Origin of the sequence: Chryseobacterium sp. S0630 (genome assembly GCF_024158915.1) — a bacterium.
Taxonomy (GTDB): domain Bacteria; phylum Bacteroidota; class Bacteroidia; order Flavobacteriales; family Weeksellaceae; genus Chryseobacterium.
On the sequence record NZ_JAMZGF010000013.1, the window covers coordinates 49002 to 70846 of the forward strand.

A 21845-nucleotide genomic window follows, 5' to 3' on the forward strand; every position below is an offset into this window, starting at 1 on the left:
ACAACTAAGTAAATCTATAATATGCTTATCATTTCAAATTGATAATTTCATAAAGAATAACAACTTTAGAGTGTTTAGGTTACCTCTTAAAAAACATCCATCAAATAATCAAAATCATCCATTTTTAGGGATCTTGTAAAAATCCAACTTTGCAACAGACAAAATAGATAAGTAAAACCTAAAATTATTTTAAATATGTCTGTTTATGATTTATTTAAACCTCTTACATTTCTTCACGGTTCTCCGATGAGAAATCGTTTTATGATGGCACCGTTGACCAGTCAGCAAAGTGATTTTGATGGCACAGCTTCCAAATACGATCAATTCTGGATGGAACAATTGGCACAAAGTGGTTACGGATTGATTCAAACAAGTGCATCAACAGTAGAAGCTGGAGCAATAGCATTCGAGCGTCAGTTAGGAATTCATAGTGATAAACACTTACCGGGATTGACGAAAATGGCAACAGCGATTCGTGAAGGTGGCGCATTATCTGCAGTACAGTTGCATCACGCCGGACATCGTGCTGTACCATCATTAGGTGGAATTCCTGCTCCTGCTTCAAGTAAAACACTAAAAGATATTAAAGCTATCTCTACTGAAGAAGTGGAAAGAATTAGGGACAGCTTTATCGAAGCGGCAAGAAGAGCGCAGTTGGCTGGTTTTGATGGCGTTTCTGTTCACGGTGCTTTTGGTTGGATTTTATCTGAATTTCTTTCACCAAATCTAAATGATAGAACTGATAAATACGGAGGAAATGTAGAAAATAGAGCCCGCATAACCATTGAAGTGATTGAAGGAATTCGAAAAGCTTGTGGAAATGATTTTCAAATTGGATGGCGTCTATCGATTGAGCGATATGGATTACGTTTGGAAGAATTACGTGAAATAACTGCTGAAATTTTTGATAAGGAATTAATTGATTATCTTGATTTGGCACTTTGGGATTCGGCGCAGCTTGTAAGGGAAGGAAGTTTTCAGGGGAAAACTATGCTGAGCGTTTTTACAGAGCTTCCACGAAAAGGTGTTCGTCTTGGTGCAGCCGGAAAAATAATGAGCGCCCAAAGAGCCGGAGAATTGCTGGATGAAGGTTGTGATTTTGTTTTGATTGCAAGAGCCGGAATTCTTCAAAGAGATTTTCCGCTTCAGGTAAAAGCGAATCCGATGTATGATAGTCCGAAACTGCCTGTGACGGCTGATTTTCTTCGTGAAGGTGGGCTGAGTGAGCGTTTTATCGAAACGATGAGAGGTTGGCAAACTTTTGTGAAGCCTGGTTCGTAAAGGACTTAAACTTTTTATTTGAAAATCATAATAAGCGAACTTTTTTCATTAGGGTTCGCTTTATCTTTTAGTTTAATTCTAAAAATATCTATCATTAGTTAGTACGAAATTAAACATTGAAAAATCTCCATCACAAAGTGAAAATCATCCATTCTTTAGCGACCGTTATTCCCACATCTTTGCAGTGTAAATTAAATTTTTATACAATGAAAAAAACAGCAATTATTATTCTTTCTGACCCAAAATCCGGTTCGGAAGAAGCTTTGGGAAGAGTGTTCAATGCTTTGGCTTCGGCTTACGAATTCAAGCAGGCAGGTGAAGATGTGAAAATTATTTTTCAGGGAACGGGAATCAGATGGCCGGAACAATTGGAAAAAGCAGATCACCCTGTTCACGGACTTTACAATGAGGTGAAGGACTACGTTCACGGTCTTTCTAAAGGTTGTGTGGCAGTATTTGGAACAGAAGTTTCCGGATATGAGTTATTGAACGAAAACGAGGTTCCGGGAACGCCTGGTTTGCCGAGTCACTTAAATTTAAGAAATGAAGGTTACGATATTTTGATTTTCTAATCTTGTTTGGAAACTGCCCTTTGAAATTTTCGGAGGGCAGTTTTGGTTCAAAAACAAATAAATTAACTACAATAGGATTTGAACACAAAGCTCACAGAGATTTTATAATAAATACTGCTTTTGAGTTTCACAAAGCCGCTGACTTATAAAAGTGCTCAGAGTTCGAACTCAAAAAAATTGGAGATATTTTTTAAAAATAATAATTAAATTGCAGGTACAATGTTATCACAATCTGTCTACACGCTCGTGAATGAGCAAAACGGAAATCTGGCTTTCAAACTTTTTGAGTTTGATAACAACAGCTATTTTGACCATATTCAGCGGAATAATTATTTTACTTTAATCCTGATCACTTCGGGAGAAGGCGTTGCGACTGTGGACCTTTGTGATTATAATTTCAAAGAAAATACGATGTTTGCATTTTATCCCTATCAGCCTTTTATGTTGCAGTCTGCAAAACCGATTATGGGAATTTCCATACAGTTTCATCACGATTTTTTCTGTATTTACAGGCATCACAAGGAAATTGCAGCGAACGGAATTTTGTTTAATAATGTCTATCAACAGCCTTTTATTGGTTTGAATGAATTCAGTAAAAGTTCAATTTTAAATTTGATTAACGGAATTGCCAATGAGCTTAAAAACGATGCTTTCAGAAAGGATGAAGTTTTGATTTCTTACTTAAAAATTTTATTGGTTACGGCAACCAGAATTAAACTGGAGCAGCAAACCGTTCAAAATTCTGAAACCACAAATATTAAGCAACAGTTTATTATTCAGGACCTTAAAAACGCGATTGAAGATCATTTCCGTACGAAACATTCAGCGAGTGATTATGCGAATTTACTGAATCAAACCCCGGCTTCATTGGCAAGAATTACGAAGAATCATTTTAATAAAACGCTTTCTGACTTGATTACAGAACGAATCATTATTGAAGCCAAAAGAGAATTATATCTTACGGATAAAACGATAAAAGAAATTGCCTACGAATTGGGTTATGAGGACGAATATTATTTCAGTCGGCTATTTAAAAATAAAACGGATATTTCGCCTCAGATTTACCGAAATACAATTGGTTTCAACAGAGGTGCAGAATCTAATTAAAATGTAAAAATGGACAATTACAATCATTATATGCTTGAATGCATCGAACTTGCAAAACAGGCTTTGGAAAAAGGAAATCCGCCAGTTGGTTCTATATTGGTTTTTGAAGATAAAATTATCGGCAGAGGGATTGAATCAGGAAAATCAAGTGGAGATATTACACAGCACGCAGAAATTTTAGCTGTAAAAGACTCTTTAGCAAATGGTTACAGAAATATTTTAGAGAAATCTGTGATGTTTTCTACTCACGAGCCCTGTATTATGTGTTCTTATCTTATAAGACATCATAAAATTTCAAAATTGGTTTTTGGAGTTTCTGTTCCTTTGGTTGGCGGACAATCTTCTGAGTTTAAAATCCTTGAGACTGAAAATGTTCCGAAATGGGGAAATAAACCTGAAATTGAATCGGGAATTTTACAGAAGGATTGTGAGATTTTGAATGAAAAATTTGCAGAATATCTGTCTAAGCAAAAATAAATTTAACGTAGATAAAAAGCAAAAGGGGCTGTCTCAAAAGTGGGACAGCCTTTTTTATGCAAAAAGGAAAGCTTTCGCTTTCCTAATTGTAGCAAATTGACTAATTTGCTTTGTGTCAATAAAATCAAAGGTAGTCTTTAAAGATTACAATCCCAAAGAAAATTTGCTTTTTCCTCCCAATTTATCAGAGTTGATTGATGAGAAGCATCTTGTAAAAATTGTTTCAAACATTATTGATGGCTTGGATATTAACAGTTTAATCAAAACCTACAAACCTGGTGGCACCTCGTGCTACCACCCGAAAATGCTTTTGAAAGTTTTGATTTACGGATACTTAAGTAATATCTATTCAAGCCGGAAAATGGAACAGGCCTTGAAAGAAAACATCCATTTTATGTGGCTTTCAGCAATGAGTCGTCCCGATCATAATACCTTGAACAGATTTCGTAGTGAACGATTGAAAGGTGAAATTAAAGCCATTTTCACCCAAATCGTTTTGCTTTTGGAAAAGGAAGGTTTGGTGAGTCTGGAAACCACTTTTGTGGACGGTACCAAGATAGAAGCCAATGCCAATCGCTATACTTTTGTTTGGGGAAGGGCTGTAAAAAAACATAAAGAAAGGATTGCTGAGCAACTGGAAGAGCTTTGGAATTATACAGAAGGAGTTGCAAAAGATGAACTTCAAAATACGGAATCTGCTGATTTTAAAAAGGTGGATTCTGAAAAAGTAACCCAAACCATCGAAAAGATTAATGAGGTTTTGAAAGATAAAAAGCAGCTTCTAAAATCCGCCAAAAACTCAATTATGCTAAGAAAAACTGGGCAGTTAATTTAGAAAAATACAAACAGCAGCAAGAAGTATTACAGGGCAGCAATTCTTATTCCAAGACAGATACAGAGGCTACATTTATGAGGATGAAGGAAGATCATATGCGCAACGGACAGCTTAAACCTGCTTATAATCTACAAATTTCTACCAACAGGCAATTTATCTTACATTATTCCATACACCCAAATCCTACAGACACTAAAACGTTATAATCTCATTTACAAGGCTTTGAAGAAAATTACCATAAAGTCCCAAAAGAACTTGTGGATGATGTAGGTTATGGTTCTGAAGAAAATTATAACTTGTTAAAATCTAAGAAAATAAAGGCTTATGTTAAATACAATTACTTTAGAAAAAACCAAAAATCCGGACAAATAACCACCTCCCAAAGCAATCCCAAACTGGCAAAAATTAGAGAAAAGGCTTTCAAACTTCTCAACACCAGGAAAGGCATAAAACTTCGAAAACAAAGATGTCATGATGTTGAACCTGTTTTGCGGAACTCAAACACAACAAAATTTTAAACGATTCATGCTTCGAGGAAAAAATAAGGTCGAGGTAGAAATCGGCATACTAGCCATTGCTCACAACTTAAAGAAAATGTCAAAAGCAGCCTAAAACAAACTATTTTTTGACTTTTTTAGCTTCATTTTTCAAAATTTTTAAAATACAAAACCTGAAAAATCTTTTTTTTCAACTCAACACGAAAAGAGACTGCCCTTTTGAGACAGCCTCTTTCTTTGTAAAATATAAATCAATAATTCAGTAAACTAAAAACTATTTCCAGCCACCGCCTAATGAACGGTACAGTCCGACAATAGCATTCAACTGTAAGGTTTTAATCGTTGCTAAGTCTAATTCACCTTGCAACAAATTACCTTGTGCCGTGATGACTTCTAGGTAATTTGCCATTCCACTTTTAAATAATAACTCAGCATTTTTTGAAGCTTGTTGTAATGTCTGAACACGTTTTTCAGCAATTGAATATTCTTCCTTCAGCTTTTCAATTTTTATCAATTCATCTGAAACTTCTCCAACTGCATTCAAAACAGCTTGACGGAAATGGATCACTACTTTTTCTCTATCGATTTTTGCCAGTTCAACATTAGTCTTCAACTCACCTCTTTGAAAAATCGGCTGCGTAATTCCACCCGCAACCATTCCAAATAGTGATGCAGGAATATTAAACCAATTGCTTGCCTTAAAAGAGTTGATTCCTCCACTTGCGGAAATTGTCAGCGAAGGATATAAATTCGCTGTAGCAATTCCGACTTTTGCATTAGCAACATTTAAGGCAAATTCTGCACTTTTAATGTCAGGTCTGAAGCTTAGCATTTGTGATGGAAAACCTGTATTTAAATTTTCCGGAATTATCATTTTGTCCAAACTGCTCTTTCTATTTATAGCCTTTGGTAAAGTTCCAATTAAAACACTTAACGCATTTTCCTGTAAAGTAATTTGCTGTTCTAGTTTTGGGATAAGCTTTTCTGCATTCAGTTTTTGAGCCTGAGTCTGCTGAACTGCCAAAGAAGTCACCTGGCCGGAATTAAACTGTAAATTGACAATTTTCAATGTGTTTTCATTAAGTTCTAAATTCTTTTTGGCAATCTCCAACTGCTCATCAAGCATCAACAGGTTATAATAACCTTGTGCAATATTCGCTACTAATCTTGTCTGGATTGCCTTTTTTGCTTCTTCAGTTTGTAGAAAACTTGCTAAAGCACCTGCTTTTCTATTTCTGATTTTACCCCAAATATCAGCTTCCCAGAGTACACCAACTCCTGCATTGTAATCCTCAATATGATTGGTTCCCATAAACTGGCTTAAAGTAAAACCGTTCATACTGTTATCAGAGGGTCGGTTTGAACTGGCAGAAACTAACGCTTTTACTTCCGGTAAATTGCCTAATTTAGACTGTTTGTACAATAATTCTGCAGCATCAATATTTTTCAAAGCAATCTGCATATCATGATTTTTTATCAAAGCGGTATCAATCAGATTTTGAACCGTTTCATCTTTAATAAAATCTTTAAACGGAACAGAACCAATATTTACTGAGTCTTGCTGAACAGCATCTGTTCTGAATGATTTCGGTGCCACATCAGGCAATGAAATATCTTTTGAAACGGCGCATCCAACGAGGAATGCACACATTTTCAATATTATAATTAAATTAAATCGTTTCATATAATTTTTATTTAACAGGTTCTTCAACCACATCATCATATTCATCTTCCTGAGAATTTTGAGATAATTTTTCCTGTAAAAAACGGAAAACAACAAATAACACAGGAATAATCAACAATCCTAAAACTACTCCCGAAATCATTCCCCCAGCAGCTCCAATACTGATGGAATGGTTCCCCTGAGCCGATGGACCTGTCGCATACATCATGGGAATTAAACCCACAACAAAAGCCAGTGAGGTCATAATAATCGGTCGAAGTCTTAGTTTTGCGGCTTCGATCGCGGCTTCAGTTAAAGATTTTCCTGCTTTTCTTTTCTGTACGGCAAATTCTACAATCAGAATAGCATTTTTAGCCAATAATCCAATCAACATCACCAACGCAACCTGAATGTAAATGCTGTTGGCAATTCCCGTTAAACCAATCGCCGCAAATACTCCGAAAACCCCAACAGGAATGGAAAGCATTACTGCTAAAGGAAGAATATAGCTTTCATATTGTGCTGCCAAAAGGAAATACACAAACACCATACACAGAATAAAAATAATGGTCGATTGTCCGCCGGAAGCAATTTCTTCTCTTGTCTGACCCGAAAATTCGTAGCTGTAACCTGTTGGTAATTGTTTCTCCGCAACTTCCTTCACTGCATTAATAGCTGCACCGGAGCTGTAACCCGCTTTCGGAATCGCATTGACAGAAATTGAATTAAACATATTATATCTTGAAACAGTTTCGGAGCCATATATCCTGCTTAATTTCACTAAAGTATTAATCGGAACCATCTCTCCATTTTTGTTTTTCACAAAAACCCTGTCGATTGCAGATGGATCGGCTCGGTCCTGAACATCGGCCTGGACAACCACTCTGTAATATTTACCGAAACGGTTGAAATCTGAAGCCTGTGCGCTTCCAAAATAAACCTGCATTGTTTCCAGAATATCTTTTACACTTACGCCCAACTGGTCTGCTTTATCGTCGTCAATATCCAGTTGTAACTGAGGGTAATCTGCATTGAAACTTGTAAATGCGACTTCAATTTCAGGGCGTTTGATTAATTCTTTAATAAACTCCTGAGAAATACCGCTGAATTTATCCAGATTTCCTCCACTTTTGTCCTGTAAAACGATATCTAATGCTTCCACGTTACTGAAACCCGGAACCGTCGGAAAACTGAAAACAAAGAAATTTCCGCCGTTGATCGTTCCCAGTTGACTGCGGATCTCATCCATCAATTTATCGATGTTTTTGAAATCACCACGTTCTTTATTCGCTTTTAATTGAACATAAATAATCCCTTTTGTGGGGCTCATTGAGTTGGTAAGAGCATCGAACCCTGAAATAGCCGTTACAAATCGGGTGGCTTCCAAGGCTTTCATTTTTGTTTCGGCAACTTTCATCACTTTTTGGGTACCATCTAATGTAGTTCCAGATGGTGTATTGACTGCAATGGCAACAAAATTCTGATCTTCTGTAGGAATAAATCCGGAAGGTATTGATCTTACCATTAAAACAGTGGCTAATGAGATCAAAGCTAAACCTCCTAAACTTAACCATTTATGACGAATTAAAAACTTCAATCCACCTACATAACGTTTGGTCAGAGCATTAAAACTGCTGTTAAATCCGATAAAGAATTTTTCTTTAAAACTCTTTTTGGCAAGAGCTTTATGTTCTTCATTCTGAACAGGATGAACACCTTTTAAAAACAAAGCCGCCAATGCAGGACTTAATGTTAATGCATTAATGGCTGAAATGACAATCGCAATCGCCATTGTAAAGGCAAACTGACGATAGAAAAGACCTGTAGATCCTTCCATAGAACCAACCGGGAGGAAAACAGCAGCCATCACCAAAGTAATCGAGATGATTGCTCCTGAAATCTCATGCATTGCTGCGTGTGTCGCTTTTTTAGGTTTCAAATTTTCGTGTTCCATTTTAGCGTGAACGGCTTCGACGACGACAATGGCATCATCCACAACAATTCCGATAGCTAAAATCAGAGCAAATAAGGTTAATAAATTAATGGAAAAACCGAACAGCTGCATAAAGAAAAACGTTCCTAAAAGCGCAACAGGTACGGCAATCGCCGGAATCAACGTTGACCTGAAATCCTGCAAAAACAGATACACAACAATAAACACCAGGATAAAAGCTTCGATCAAAGTACTTTTTACCTGGTCGATGGATTGGTCTAAAGCTCTTTTTGTACTAAAGAAAATCTCGTGTTTTATACCTTTTGGAAAACTTTTCGAAGCTTTATCCATTGCTTCTTTTATGGCAATCTGTGTCTCGTTTGAATTGGCTCCCGACAATTGTAAAATACCAAGAACAACTCCTTTTTTACCACTTAATCGTGTTAAACTATTATAGGAAAAAGAGCCCAACTCTACTTTCGCTACATCTTTCAAACGAAGGACAGACCCATCGGAATTTGATCTTATGACAATATTCTCATATTGGTCAGGTTTTGTCAATTTTCCTTTATATTTAATCACATATTCGAAAACCTCTTTACTGTGCTGTCCAAATTTTCCCGGTGCAGCCTCAAGACTTTTATCCTGAATCGCCTTCATCACTTCGCTCGTCGATACTTTGTAACTACTCATTTTGGAAGGATTTAACCAGACTCTCATTGAGTAATCTTTTTGTCCACCATATAAACTTGCAGAACCGACACCCGGAATACGTTTAAGTTCTGGAAGAATATTAATTTCAGCGTAATTTCCTACGAAAGTCTGGTCGTATTTAGATTCATCTTCAGTATATAAACCAATCCCCATCATAAAGGTCACGTGTTGTTTTGAAGTGGTGATTCCCTGTTGAACCACTTCAGCCGGCAAACGACTCAACGCCTGTGAGACACGATTTTGTACATTGATCGCGGCTTGATCGGGATCTGTTCCGAGTTTAAAATAAACAGAGATTGATAGCGTCCCGTCATTACTTGCCGTAGAGCTCATATAAGTCATATCCTCTACACCATTAATCGATTCTTCCAATGAAGGAGCAACTGAACGGAGAACGGTTTCCGCGTTGGCTCCAGGATATAGGGCACTGACCATTACAGAAGGAGGTGCAATATCCGGAAATTGCTGTACCGGTAGTTTTATAAGACTTATGACTCCCATTATCACCATTATGACGGAAATAACAGTTGCCAAAACAGGTCTTTTTATAAATATTTTGAACATTTTTAAAACTTATTTTTTATTATTTAATTGAGCAATACGTGTTGTTTTCTGTGGATTAATGACTTGGCCTTCCTGTAATCTGTCGAGACCGCTCAATACAATTTGGTCACCCTGATTTAAGCCTTGTTTAATAAGATAATTTGTCCCGCTTTTTCCGACAACATCAAGAGGTGTTTTGGTAACTTTGTTACTTTTATCGACCAAAAAAACAAAGACTTTATCCTGCATTTCCACAGTTGCAGATTGCGGAACCAGAATGGCATTATTATGATTCAATCCTAAACGAAGTTTACCCGTATTTCCTGAGCGTAAGTTTCCGTTCGGATTCGGAAAACTTGCTCTGAAAGTAATGGCACCGGTGTTTTTATCAAACTGACCGTTTATCATATCAACTTTACCTTTGATAGGATAGACTGAATTATCACTTAATACCAATTCAACAAACGGTAGGTTTTTGATTCTTTCAGCGGGAGTTTTTCCTTCGTAATTCGTATTGAAAACAGTAAAATCTTTTTCAGCCAAAGCAAAGTAAACATGCACATCTCTGATATCTGAAAGCTGCGTTAAAGCTTCCTGGTCTGCTGGAGAAACCAGACTTCCCTGTTTTTTAGGAATCAAACCGATATATCCACTCACCGGCGCCTTTACATTCGTATATCCTAAATTAATCTGTGCTGAAGCAACGCTTGCTCTGGCCTGTTCTGCGTTAGCCTGTGCAATTTTGTAAGCTGTTTTGGCTGTTTTCAATTGAAAATCTGCAACCACTTTATTTTGAACCAATGGTGTTAATTTGTCGATTTCCAATTTGGCATTTAAAATAGCTGCCTCAGATGCGTGAAGATTAGCTTTGGCATTATTTAAAGCTTCAATAAAGGGCTGGGAATTAATTTGAAACAAAGTCTGACCCGCAGAAACGTAAGCCCCTTCGTTGACTAAAACTCTCTGGATATATCCGCTTACCTGTGGACGGATTTCTACATCAACCGAACCCTGGACTGAAGCCGGATATTCTACAAAGGTAGTTTCTGAGCTCTCTGAAACGCTTCCCACCGGAACATTTGGTGGTGCATCTGCTGTTGTTTTCTCTGATTTATTTTCACAGCTTACAAGAATTGCAGCCGTAAAAACTACAATCAAAAAATGTCTCGCACTATTAAATTTCTTAATAATGTCTGATGGACTAAAATGATGAATTGCATTCATAAAATTTAAATTTGTAATGTTTTTTATTGTGGTTTAATTACCTAACAGTGTTAAGTTTTCGGACAAAATTTTTTATTTTTTAATCGATTTTGTAATACTTTGAATAGCATCTCGTAGAATCTGCCTGTTGAGGTCATAACTGATTCTTCCGTTCAGATGAATTAAATTAATAGAGATTAAGCCATGAATCATAGACCAATAGGTGTAATATTTTATGCGGACCCGTTCTTCTGAAACATCTTTCTCATTAAAATAAAGTTTAATGATATCACTCAAAATATCGTACAAATTTTCAACCTCCGGCATTGCACATTCGCTTGTGAAACAGACCATATCAACACCGTACATCAACCGATACAATTCCTTATGCGTAAAAGCGAAATCCCAATAGGCGATCCACATTGCCTCGAGTTTATCCTCTGCATTTTCATTTTTATTTCGAGCTTCAATGATTACTTTTGTTAGGATGGCATATCCTCTTTTGGTTAATGCAAACAAAATAGCTTCTTTGTTGACAAAATATTCGTAAATAAAAGGTGCTGTGTATTCAATCTGATCTGCAATTTTCCGCATACTTAATGCTTGCCAGCCTTCATTTTTGGCAATATTTAAAGCTGCTGCCAGAATCTTTTCTCTGGAATCATCTTTAAAGCGCTGAATTCTTTCTTTACTTCCCATTTTTATTGATATTTAAATAGAACCTCTGGTTACGAAAGTCTGCCATCCCCGCAAATGATTAATAAAACGCTCACTCAATCCCCGTTGACGAAGATATTCAGCTGGAACAGGTGTTTTGGGACTCTCATAAAATGGATTGGCTTTTACCTGAAGCGGAAAATCCCGCTGAAGAATTCCTGCCCTTGCAATCAGAACAAAATCGCTACCTTCATCCAATAATTCTACGGCTCTTTGAGCGGTCATTATTTTTCCGGCAACACCAAGACGAACACCTTTTCGGGGAAGTTCCGTAAAGACACTCAGCATTGTTTTTCCTCTGAACTTTCCTTCCTGAACGATCTGTGCAGAATCCCATAACGCCAAATCCAGATAGTCAATCATTTCTTTATCCAGAATCTCAGCAGTGATTTCACGCAATTCTTCCAGAACCAAGCCGTAACGTTCAATCGACAAACGCCAACCGATTTGAAAATCAGGACCGCAGGCTTTTCGAATTCCTTCAATCACTTCAATCGTTAATCGGGCGCGGTTTTCTAAGCTTCCGCCATACTTATCGGTTCGGTCGTTTAAATAAGGCGACATAAATTCCGACAGAATCCAACCGAAAGCCCCGTGAACAGCAACACCATTAAATCCTGCCCGTTCAGCTCTTTTTGCAGCGGCGATAAAACTATCTCGGATTCTTTCGACTTCTTCGGTAGAAATGGCATTAACACCCGGAATAGTAAAACTTGAGGCAGGAGAAGGAATTCCTCCCAATAAAGGATTGGCGCGATGTCCTGCGTGATGCAGTTGTACTGCGGATAAAGCTCCGCCCTCACGAATCGTTGCTGCCATTTGACTCAGACCCGGCAAATGGTCATCGCTAAAAATTCCCAATTGACGTGCAAAAGCGATACCTTCAGCTTCTACGTGGGTGGCACAGGTCTGGATTAATGAATAACCTCCCTGCGAAAGTTGCTGCATCCAAAACTGGTCGTATTCAGATGCTTTACCATTAAATTCACTTTGTTGATTGGTTAACGGAGCCAGCATAAAACGGTTTCTCATCGCAGGACCGTGCAACAAAGTGAGTGGTTTAAATAAATCAGAAACAGACATATCTAATTTTTTTTATTAATATTATTGAGTTAAAAACAGAGCAAAATTAGCTTTGAGCGGTGAGAATTAATTTCATCAGAAGTTCAAAAAACATTCTGTAAAGTTCAATTTTCAAATCACTTAATATCTGTTACAGAATGTTTTAAAGCCTAATTTTAAGCATAAGAAATCTTCACTCTGCAATTTTGCAAAGCTGATTTTTATTGAAAGAGTTTGGAAAAAGGATTATATTAATCTTCTTTAATTGATAGATTATTATTCAGAATAAATAACAGTTCAAGAATTATTTTGGCGGTTGCTCCCCAAACTTTATAACCACTCACTTCATAATAAGGTGTTGTCACCAAATCGCCGGGAATACTGATTTCACTGCAGCCGACAATACTTGGGTCTGAAAAATAATCCAGTTTTAATTCAAAAATTTGCTGAACTTCACGGCAATCCTGAATAAAATCCGGTCGATACGGAAGATATCCGACCACAGGTAAAACATTGAAATCACTCGGACCAATATAAATTTCCGTTAATAATCCTAAAATCTTGACCTCATCAGGATTAATTCCGATTTCTTCTTGCGCTTCACGAAGTGCGGTTTGCACAAGATTTTCATCTGAAATTTCAAATCTTCCTCCCGGAAAACCAATCTCATTGGAATGAAAACCATCGTAAGAATTTCTTAGAATCAAAGGAAAATAAACTTCATTATCGATTGGATATAAAAGAATCAGTACAGCACTTTTCCGAGTTTTCTCTGTAGGCTTTAAAGTCAGATATTTTGCAGAAAGAGCTTCCATTATTTGATGTGCTTTCTCTCCTGGAAGTTCTTTTCTAAGTTTTTTCTGAATCTTTCCAATTGATAGAGAAAAATTTTGCTTTTTCATAATTTCAATTTTAACCGATTAAAAAAGTCGGCTAAATCCACTATTAGTAGATAATAGCCGGCTCGTCATCTCAGAATCCACAGGAAACATCCGAACAGGATTCTCCGTTGGCAGATTTAGGGATGAACATTGTTGTCAAACTTTCCTCAACAATTTCTTTTAAACTTTCAAAAGGCTGAAAACCGTGGGTAAGAATTTTAACTGCTCCATTTTCCAAAGTCAGTAAAGTTGGAAATCCTTTTACACCTAACTGTTTGCTGAATTGAAAGCCTTGGTTAGTTTTCAATTTCATCTCTTCCGAATGGTAACTTTCCAGAAAAACGTTCTTTTGAACTCCTATTTCTTGTGCTAGTTGTGCTAAAACCTCATCATTCGTAATGTCTTTTCCTTCCACATAGAATGCTTTCTGCATCAAACTCAAAAATTCGAAATCTTTCTTCGGTAAAAATCCTTGAACGACAAGTAATGCTCTGCTTGAAGGCTCTGTATCATAATGAAAGCTGTCAGAGACAAATTTCATCGAATGGTCGAAATACTGACCGCTGCGAAGGTTTACATTTCTCCAGTGATATTCAAGGAAATCTTTATACTCCTTAGTCACTTTTTGTTTGCTTCCAGGTGCAAAACCACCTGAAATAATTTGTAAATCAATATTTGGATAACTTTCTTTCAGTTTTTTCATCACCGGACTAAAACCGTAACACCACGAACACATCGGGTCTGTAAAATAATACAATTTCATAATTTTAAATTTTAATTGTTTTAAATTTCTTAGACAAAGTTCGCTTTGTTTCGAATGAATTGATTTCTCAAAAAGTTCAAAAACTATCGTGAAAAGTTTAGTGTTATTTTGTGCTAAAGTTGTTGCTGCAACTGTTTCGGTGTATTTCTGTATTTCTGTTTGAAAGATGCTATAAAATGGGCAGGAGTTTCAAAGCCAACTTCGTACGCTATTTCGGTAACGTTCTTTTCTGAGTTCTTTAATAATTCATAAGACTCTTCCAATCGGCGTTGCATAATCCATTTTCCGGGATTTGTTTTGAAGGTCTGCACAAATTTTCGTTTAAACGTTGATAAACTACAGTTTGCAAGAAAAGCATATTGCTCCAAGGAAATATTTTCTTTGTAATTGTTCTGCATCAAAACCACCAAATCAGGATTTTGATGGGTATCAAGACTACGCAATCTTTTTTCAAAATGATATCCATTGGGAGCCGAAATCAGAACTTGAAATAATTCTCTGATTTTAAATGGTAATAGAACCTGTAACCGTTCTTTATCCTCATTTGATTCAAAATAAGATTTAAATTGAGTAATGACAGAATTCATTAATACATCTTCCTCCAGCAATGCAATATCTCCGTTTAGACAGTCTTCAACTTGTATCTCAGCAGTATTTTTACAATCAAAAATTGTATCGATTTGAGATTGGAGCCAAGTATCAGAAAAGAAAATAATAATCGATTCATACCCTTTTTCTTCATCTTCAATTTTGTCGGAAACCAGATAAGAACCTTTTTTCATAAAAAATCCGGAACCTGCCGGAACAATTCTCTTCATTCCACAACCCAAAATCTCTTTTGTACCGTGCAGAACAATGCTGATCATATTCATATGAACGCACATATTAGCTCTGATGATTTCCTGACGTGTCTGATAATGCATCATCTGAATATCGTCATTCCACGATAAAACCTTGGGATTTTCTTTGATAATCTTACTGCAATTGAGATTGTTCATTGTTCAATAATTTTCTTGCTGTGACCGGTAAAATTGATAAATTTAAAACTGATATAAAATGGACAATTTTTACTTCGTAATGGACAAATTTTTATTAAACTTGAAAAGAGATGCATTGATATACATCTCTTTTTTATTAATTTTAATTACCGCTTATTTCAATTCAGTGCTTAATTGGGCAACATTTGAATCTTCTTTCTCAGCATTAAAACGATCCAGAAAATCAAGATATAAGGGTACACTTCTTTCTACCCATTCTTCTGATGGCTCGAATGTCATTCCGTAGTAAGCAAAATGTGGTTGGTAATCTGCTTTTATCCAATCAAACATTGCTTCAAAAGGATGGGTAAGATCCTCAAGATTAAATTTCAAGGGTGTTCCGCGTTGTAAATGTTCTTCTTTTAAACCTAATGAAATCGCCAAAGCCACTTTCTTCCCTCCAAATTTAAAACCGCTTGAGCTTCCGTATGCCCAACCGTGTGTAAGAACTTCGTCAAGCCACTTTTTTAATAATGCAGGAGCGTAATACCAATAGTATGGGAATTGGAAGATAATATGGTCGTGTTCTTCAATTAGTTTTTGTTCTGCAGCAATATCAAGCTTCTGATCAGGATAAACTTTGTGTAATTGGTGTATGTGGAATTTCTCTGGATATTTTTCCAGTTCTGTAAGCCATCGTTTGTTAATTACTGAATTATCCATATTTGGATGCGTGATGATAATCAATGTCTTTTTCATTTTAAAATTAAGTATTTAATTAAGTTTTGATGAGACAAAATTAGGTCAGGATTTGATGCTACTATTTCATCAGAAGTTCAAAAACTATCGTGAAAAGTTCAGAGTTATTGATTATTGAAATCTATAACTGCTATTGTAAAAAATTCTCTTGCAACCTTTAAAATTCAGAAATTTTAATTTGACCTAAAATGGACAATTTTCACATTAGAATGGATGAAATTTCATTGAGTTTGAACCGATTTTCATTAAAAATATTAACTAAGTTTACTACTCACAATAATGCTATGCGACTACGTTTTATAATACTTATATTTCTCTGTCTGATTTTTAAAACTTCAGCTCAAACTCATACCAATCTTTATCAAAAAATTATCGATTCGGTTTATGAAAAGAATCCTGAAATGATTGGTGTTTTGGTACACATTGAATCTCCTAAAATTTCCTGGAGCTATGCTAAAGGCTTCGACGGGAAAAACTTAAAACAAAATTTGAATGTACGACAGCCGTTACTGATTGCGAGTACCACCAAAACATTTATGGCGGCAACGATACTTCGATTGGCAGAAAAAGGTAAGTTAAATATTAATCAAAATATAAAAAACCTAATTACTGAAACATCAAGAATGCAATTGACGAAGGCAGGATACAATTTAGATTCTATAACCATCCGTCATTTGCTTTCTCATACTTCTGGAATCAGAGATTATGTTGATGAGGGTTATTTCACTTATATCAATGAAAATAAACAACATCAATGGACAAGAGAAGAACAGATTGAAAGAGCAGCAAAATTGGGACATCCTTTAGGAAAACCTGGAACAATATTTCATTATGCAGACATCAATTATGTTTTGCTTTCTAAAATTATTGAGCATTTTACGAATGAACCGTTTTACACATCAGTTCGGAAATTATTAATGTTCAAAAAGAATCATTTAAACAATACCTGGTTTATCCAGCTGGAAAAACAGCATAAAAATACTTTACCATTAGTTAATCAATACTGGAGTCATTTTAACTGGAATATTAAAGATCTGAATCCTTCGTGGGATTTGTATGGCGGTGGCGGATTGGCTTCTAATGTAGAAGATATGGCTCGGTTTTATCAATTACTTTTTACCGAAAAAATTATTAAAAACAAAGATATTTTAAAGCTAATGTCTACGAATGTTCCGCCAGATTTTACAACTAATTATTGTTTGGGAATTCGTAAAATTAAAGTCGGGAATATTATGGGATACAATCACGGAGGTGGTTTGGGCACCGATGCAACTTATTTTCCTGAACTGAATACAACTATTTCGATTGCTTCTGTTGAAGCTGATAAAAGAAATGTTGCTTTGCAGATGAGGGATGTTTTGGTTAAGAGGCTAAAGAAAGAAATGTAAATAAACTATAAAAACTTGACACAAAAAAACTAAGACAGTTATACATTTAAATATATAGAATCAATTAAATACAAATTAAGGATGTTGTTTCTTAGCTTACTCTATTTAAAATATAGATTTATTTTTCAGGTAAAATATAGTCTAATACATTAGTGTTTGTTACGAAAGAGAAAAAACTGGACCCCAAACGTACAGTTTTCGAACACTTTTATAGAAGATTTAATAAAACTTGCAGAACTTGAGCACCTATAATTATTAGGTATATTCAGAGTTTATCTTTCTAACAAAATCTTGTAAATAATGCTCGTTTTCACAAGCTATGATTTGTCTGCTGTAATCATAATTTGCTTTATTAAGGAAGTAAACGTGATTACTGGTAACGCGATGAATTCCGGGAGGTCTTGGCAGGGATTTCAGTTTAGAAGAACTAAAATGGAGGTATAACTTACTGGTTAATGGCAAACCAATATAGACTCTATCTAGTGCATCAGGGTTGAAATAATTATTGATGCGGCCGCGCATGGTGGCCGCTCCAAAGTCCGGTAAAATGAAATAATCATTTTCATTTTCTGGTATATCAACAGAAAGAATGAGATCACCCATTGCATTGATTACATCGTGAGCAAATTTAATATAGTCAAGGTTGTTGCTATATTTTACCTCATCATTGAAATCAAAGTGTCTTTTATATGCCGATTTTAATTCCTCGGTTCCCATCTCCATTATAATCTTCATTCCATTTTTGAGTGCATTATCTGTTTCTCGCTTGCGGTCAGGAGTTCTTAATTCTGCAATAAGGCCATAGCCTGCCAGATAAAGAAGAGCTTCATGGGAATCATCATCCAGCTTATCCGTTTCTACCAATTTCTTTACAATTTCTACACAACTCGGAAAATCCTTTTCAAAATTTTGATTCAACTCTTCTTCAATTGTGGAGTAATCATATTCATCACTTATTGTACGTTTTGTGTTCAGATTCTTTTCACTAAAAATACTTTTTGTAGTGTTCTTTTTAAAGTGACGGTTTTGGTTTTTATCAAAAAGATAAATCTCCTTCTTTTCTTTATTGAAGAAATTTTTTATGTGCGCTTGCGAAATATAATGGTGGTTCTTTGGTATACTCATAAATAGTTTAGTCTTTTCTTTACACCGATTTTTATTAGGTTGTTATGTTTTGGGAGACTTCCCTTTTATAGGAGTTAATAATTATCTCACTTACATCTTCTTCTCCTTCTAATCAATAAATTATACTGCTTTGTTGTTCAATAATAAGTAGAATTGCCAACCAAAAATATACTTATTTTTCGTAATATAGTGGCACAAACTAATAAATGATGAGCACATCAGAGCAACATGTACTTAATTTTTGGAGAAATGTAGAGGTTTTCGATCTTCCTCAATTTAATAAAGATAGTTACCCACTAATAGAAAATAGCCCTTTGCCTTGGCTACAAGGAGAACGACCTGCAAAGAAAAATTACGTTTGGCAATACACTTTACTTTTTGGAAAATTAGAGAAGAAAAAAGTGATAGAAAAGATTGATGCCTTATTAGAGGTGAAAAATGTTCAGGCAGATTGGGAGCAACAGGTAAGCGGGGATACTTGTCTTGCTGCGATTCTTCTTGATGCCGAAGGCAGACCTGATGAAAGAAGCTATGTGCTTGCATCCTATATCGCCGGGATGCAAGCGCTGGCACAAAACAAAAATTGCGAGCTGGTTTCATCATTGCTTAACACAGTGCAAGCAGATTTTGAACTCCGTTACAACATTCCTCCTATTCCTGAAAAGATAACTGATGAAGATGAAAAGGCTGCAAGAAAAGGAAAGGTTGTAACAAGGGAACTGTTGCATCATGAACTGGATTACTTGCAAAAACAAATACGGACTTGGAATGAGGAACCTATTAAAATATTTTTATTAGCAAAAGAAGTTCACAAGAAAAGTAAACCGGAAGTCAATTTTCTAAACAGTTTTTATTTAGATGATCTTAATTACTTGTGTTCTTTAGACCCAGAAAATTACAATGGATCATTACAGGAATACCTGAATTCCCAAAATAACGAAAGCCAAAGAAAAGATGTTTTAGCTGATCGCAAATATTTTTTCGATTGTATTCATCCTAAAAATATGTCTGCCGGGAAATGGCCTTCCTCACCGTCTTATAGTCTTTACACTGCGCAAGTTGCTGCGGTAAACAATTTGTTTTCTTCTATTGAAGAACATGGCGGAATAAAAGGTATCAATGGCCCTCCAGGAACAGGAAAAACAACTTTATTGCTTGATGTTGTGGCCGAAGTGATTGTCAAAAGAGCCAGACAAATGATGAAATTAGGATGTGATAATATTTTTCATAAGAAGTATGAGAAAATAGAAAAAGATGAGGGCTTTGCCGGCTATTTTCATCTTCACAAGAGCCTGCTTAATAGGTATGGTATTGTAGTAGTCAGTAATAATAATGCGGCAGTGGAAAATATTACCAAAGAACTACCTTCTCTGAAGAAGATAGACAGCGAGGCTTTTCCCCAAGCAGCATATTTTACGGAGCAGGCACAGAATTTAACAGAAAACCCTAATTGGGGAACGTTAAGCGCTGCGTTGGGAAATGCAGAAAACAGAAAGAATTTCAGAGATGCTTTCTGGAAATCTGACGCAAACAAAAACTTTATTGGCTTTCATGATTTACTTTACAACGTTTATCAAAATAAAGAAGATAATCAGAGCGGAATACATCTTGCAAATTTTGAAGCAACCAAAGAGAAGTTGACTGTTCTTTTGAAAGACTTTGCGGTATTTCAACAAAGAGCAACAGCATTTCATGATGGTTTGATGAAGTATCAAAAAGATGTAAAAGAAAAAACCGGCCTGGAACGGGAAGTAATTTCATTGGATGCTCAAAAAAAAGTGTTGTCAGAAAAAAGCACTGCATTTGGACAACAAATAACGGAGCGAGAATCGGCTATCCAGAATTTGCAAACCAACCTTCAATTATTGCAAAACACAAAACCTTCATTATTCTTTTTCCAAAAATTATTTAAAACGTCATCTTATCAGCAATGGAATATGAAGGTTGAACAGTATCTTGATCAGTATGACCAGTTGCAATCACAATACAAAACCCTTCGCATAGAACAGCAAGAATGTGAGACAGAATTATCAATAGTGCAAAACAAACTACAACAAATCTCAAAACAATTAGATTCGTTAAAACATACTATCCAACTCTATCTTAATAAGCGGAAAGAGCTTCATACTTTTTACCGTATTGAATACAAAAATCTAGTAGATACTGATTTTAGTTTTCTGCCAATGAGTGAGCTGCAAAAAAGGATGCCCTATCACTCTGCGCAAATTGCACAATTGAGAAGCAAAATATTTCTATTAAGCATAGAGCTTCATCAACATGCAATTATGGCAAATGCCAAATATGTACGCAATAATCTAAATCTCTTTTTTGAAATGCTTTCTGGCTACACAAGTGTTCAAGAGAATATTGTTAGCAATTTATGGAGTACTTTCTTTTTATGCGTACCCGTTGTATCCACTACTCTCGCTTCAGTTAGCCGTTTATTCCCGAATAAAGAAAAAGATCAAATCGGATGGTTATTGATTGATGAAGCCGGACAGGCAACTCCACAATCGGCAGCAGGCATCATTTATCGTTCTAAGCGATGCGTGATTGTTGGTGATCCTTTACAGGTTGAACCGGTCGTAACCATTCCGAAAAACTTGGTCTATAAACTCATGCAACAAGAGAAGGTAGATCAAATATGGTCGCCCGTGCACACTTCTGTGCAACAATTAGCAGATCGAATCTCGGAAAAAGGAACCTATATGCCGCTTGCGAATTCGGATGAAAAAATATGGACAGGCTTTCCACTTCGTACCCACCGAAGATGCGATAACCCGATGTTTGATATTGCGAACAAAATAGCTTATGACGGGCAAATGGTAAAAGATACCGAAGATGATACCATAAATAAATTTATTGGAAACTCTACTTGGTTTCATGTGGAGGATACAACCTTGGTCAACAAACATACACTCAAAGGTGAGATTGAATTGCTGAAAATAAAAATACAGGAATTAAGAGGTGAAAAATACCAGGGTGAAATTTTTATTATTTCTCCTTTTGCTTTGGTCGCCGGCTTTTGTGAATGGGAGTTTAAAAATGATCCAAAAATATCTTGCGGAACCATTCATAGATTTCAGGGCAAGGAAGCGGATGTTGTATTCCTTGTTTTGGGTAGTGATCCAAAATCTCCGGGAGCCAGAAACTGGGCTTCCCAAAAACCCAATATGCTCAATGTGGCCCTCACCCGTGCAAAGAAACGAATCTATGTCATCGGCAATAAAAACTTATGGGGACAATGTGACTTCTATAAAGATATGCATAATGCCTTGTAAATTTGGAAAATACACTTTAAAGAAATTAATAAAACTAACCATAAATGTTAGGTAGTAACTTTAATCA

Annotated in this window: 17 protein-coding genes and 1 pseudogene; 8 read left to right on the top strand and 10 right to left on the bottom strand. The window is 35.9% G+C overall.

The annotated features are described in order from the left end of the window. Positions 1 to 195 precede the first annotated feature (195 nt). The 6 genes and pseudogenes from NK356_RS08345 to NK356_RS08370 all read left to right on the top strand — a co-directional run bounded on the left by NK356_RS08345 (position 196) and on the right by NK356_RS08370 (position 4884). Positions 196 to 1281, top strand: coding sequence for an NADH:flavin oxidoreductase (locus NK356_RS08345; RefSeq protein ID WP_253316690.1), 1086 nt, complete (start codon positions 196 to 198; stop codon positions 1279 to 1281). Between the two features lie 206 nt (positions 1282 to 1487). Beyond that, positions 1488 to 1853: a DsrE family protein gene (locus NK356_RS08350; protein ID WP_253316691.1), complete on the top strand. Its 366-nt coding sequence runs from the start codon at positions 1488 to 1490 to the stop codon at positions 1851 to 1853. A 219-nt stretch (positions 1854 to 2072) separates the two neighbouring features. Then, positions 2073 to 2960 (top strand): AraC family transcriptional regulator, encoded by an 888-nt coding sequence (locus NK356_RS08355; protein ID WP_253316692.1) that lies wholly within the window; start codon positions 2073 to 2075, stop codon positions 2958 to 2960. A gap of 9 nt (positions 2961 to 2969) precedes the next feature. Beyond that, positions 2970 to 3437, top strand: a complete 468-nt coding sequence (locus NK356_RS08360; protein ID WP_253316693.1) for a nucleoside deaminase — start codon at positions 2970 to 2972, stop codon at positions 3435 to 3437. 118 nt (positions 3438 to 3555) lie between these two features. Continuing rightward, positions 3556 to 4628 (top strand): annotated as a pseudogene (locus tag NK356_RS08365) (IS1182 family transposase); the annotation flags it as partial. A 169-nt stretch (positions 4629 to 4797) separates the two neighbouring features. Further along, on the top strand, positions 4798 to 4884 hold the full coding sequence (locus tag NK356_RS08370) for a hypothetical protein (protein ID WP_253316724.1): 87 nt from the start codon (positions 4798 to 4800) through the stop codon (positions 4882 to 4884). Positions 4885 to 5043: 159 nt separating this feature from the next. Here NK356_RS08370 and NK356_RS08375 read toward each other — a convergent pair whose 3' ends face one another. The 9 genes from NK356_RS08375 to NK356_RS08415 all read right to left on the bottom strand — a co-directional run bounded on the left by NK356_RS08375 (position 5044) and on the right by NK356_RS08415 (position 15984). Then, on the bottom strand, positions 5044 to 6453 hold the full coding sequence (locus tag NK356_RS08375; RefSeq protein WP_253316694.1) for a TolC family protein: 1410 nt from the start codon (positions 6451 to 6453) through the stop codon (positions 5044 to 5046). A gap of 7 nt (positions 6454 to 6460) precedes the next feature. Beyond that, on the bottom strand, positions 6461 to 9643 hold the full coding sequence (locus NK356_RS08380) for an efflux RND transporter permease subunit (RefSeq protein ID WP_253316695.1): 3183 nt from the start codon (positions 9641 to 9643) through the stop codon (positions 6461 to 6463). A gap of 9 nt (positions 9644 to 9652) precedes the next feature. Beyond that, complete coding sequence (locus NK356_RS08385) at positions 9653 to 10846, bottom strand: efflux RND transporter periplasmic adaptor subunit (protein ID WP_253316696.1); 1194 nt, start codon at positions 10844 to 10846, stop codon at positions 9653 to 9655. A gap of 72 nt (positions 10847 to 10918) precedes the next feature. Next, positions 10919 to 11524, bottom strand: a complete 606-nt coding sequence (locus tag NK356_RS08390; protein ID WP_253316697.1) for a TetR/AcrR family transcriptional regulator — start codon at positions 11522 to 11524, stop codon at positions 10919 to 10921. 12 nt (positions 11525 to 11536) lie between these two features. After that, positions 11537 to 12625: an NADH:flavin oxidoreductase gene (locus NK356_RS08395; protein ID WP_301287948.1), complete on the bottom strand. Its 1089-nt coding sequence runs from the start codon at positions 12623 to 12625 to the stop codon at positions 11537 to 11539. A 230-nt stretch (positions 12626 to 12855) separates the two neighbouring features. Further along, positions 12856 to 13506, bottom strand: coding sequence for a CoA pyrophosphatase (locus NK356_RS08400; RefSeq protein WP_253316699.1), 651 nt, complete (start codon positions 13504 to 13506; stop codon positions 12856 to 12858). Between the two features lie 70 nt (positions 13507 to 13576). Continuing rightward, positions 13577 to 14248 carry a DsbA family protein gene (locus tag NK356_RS08405; protein WP_253316700.1) on the bottom strand — a complete coding sequence of 224 codons (672 nt, stop codon included), beginning with the start codon at positions 14246 to 14248 and terminating at the stop codon, positions 13577 to 13579. Between the two features lie 113 nt (positions 14249 to 14361). Beyond that, on the bottom strand, positions 14362 to 15246 hold the full coding sequence (locus NK356_RS08410) for an AraC family transcriptional regulator (protein WP_253316701.1): 885 nt from the start codon (positions 15244 to 15246) through the stop codon (positions 14362 to 14364). A gap of 153 nt (positions 15247 to 15399) precedes the next feature. Next, entirely contained in the window at positions 15400 to 15984 is a 585-nt protein-coding gene (locus tag NK356_RS08415) for an NAD(P)H-dependent oxidoreductase (RefSeq protein WP_253316702.1), read from the bottom strand. Positions 15985 to 16268: 284 nt separating this feature from the next. Between NK356_RS08415 and NK356_RS08420 the strand changes: the two genes are divergently transcribed. Continuing rightward, complete coding sequence (locus NK356_RS08420) at positions 16269 to 17372, top strand: serine hydrolase (protein ID WP_253316703.1); 1104 nt, start codon at positions 16269 to 16271, stop codon at positions 17370 to 17372. 255 nt (positions 17373 to 17627) lie between these two features. Here NK356_RS08420 and NK356_RS08425 read toward each other — a convergent pair whose 3' ends face one another. Next, positions 17628 to 18497, bottom strand: coding sequence for a DUF4238 domain-containing protein (locus tag NK356_RS08425; RefSeq protein ID WP_159478975.1), 870 nt, complete (start codon positions 18495 to 18497; stop codon positions 17628 to 17630). A 209-nt stretch (positions 18498 to 18706) separates the two neighbouring features. On the opposite strand from NK356_RS08425, the gene NK356_RS08430 reads away from it, so the two are divergent. Next, positions 18707 to 21778, top strand: a complete 3072-nt coding sequence (locus tag NK356_RS08430) for an ATP-binding protein (RefSeq protein ID WP_253316704.1) — start codon at positions 18707 to 18709, stop codon at positions 21776 to 21778. The last annotated feature ends 67 nt before the right edge of the window (positions 21779 to 21845 follow it).